Source organism: Rhodococcus sp. NCIMB 12038 (assembly GCF_002165735.1).
GTDB lineage: Bacteria > Actinomycetota > Actinomycetes > Mycobacteriales > Mycobacteriaceae > Rhodococcus_F.
Map to the genome: position 1 here is coordinate 1 of NZ_NHML01000106.1, position 542 is coordinate 542.

The window sequence follows — 542 nt, forward strand, 5'->3', positions numbered from 1 at the left end:
CATCAATGGTCGGTCCGCGAGCATGGCGCGATAGACGACATCGGAAAGTCTGCGCTTGAGGACGCGCAGGGCTTCCATGCCACCGTCACCGTTGGCCTTACGCCGGGACAAGAGCGCTCGGGCATCGTCATGGCAATGAGCCTGGGTGAGTGCAATGATGTGGATAGCTGCATTGAGCCGCCGATTTCCCGTCCGCGAAAGACGATGTCGTGCGCGGTTCGACGACCACACCGGCAACGGTGCGGTTCCGTTGTGGCGGGCGAAGGCATCCTTGGAGCGGAAGCGATCAACGCCAGCCGTCTCACCGATCAGCTTGGCCGCCGTCAGCGGCGCACATCCGGGGATGGCCAGCAATGACGGTGCCAGCACCGTGATTCGGGTGGTGATCTCGGCGGCGAGGTCCTTGATCTCGACGGTGAGGCGCCGGAGATGGTCGACGAGGCGCGCCGCCAAGTCCGAGACGAGCCCCGACAACTCCGACAAGAAGGCCTCGGTCTTGTCGTAGGCGCTGGCCCGGTCCAATCTCTTCGGGGGTGTCCAGC

At 64.4% G+C, this 542-nt stretch carries 1 protein-coding gene; it reads right to left on the bottom strand.

Going from position 1 to position 542, the window contains the following annotated elements:
• Positions 1-522: transposase (locus tag CA951_RS42200; RefSeq protein WP_256974323.1), on the bottom strand; the 522-nt coding region annotated here is incomplete at its 3' end.
• Between the last annotated feature and the right edge of the window lie 20 nt (positions 523-542).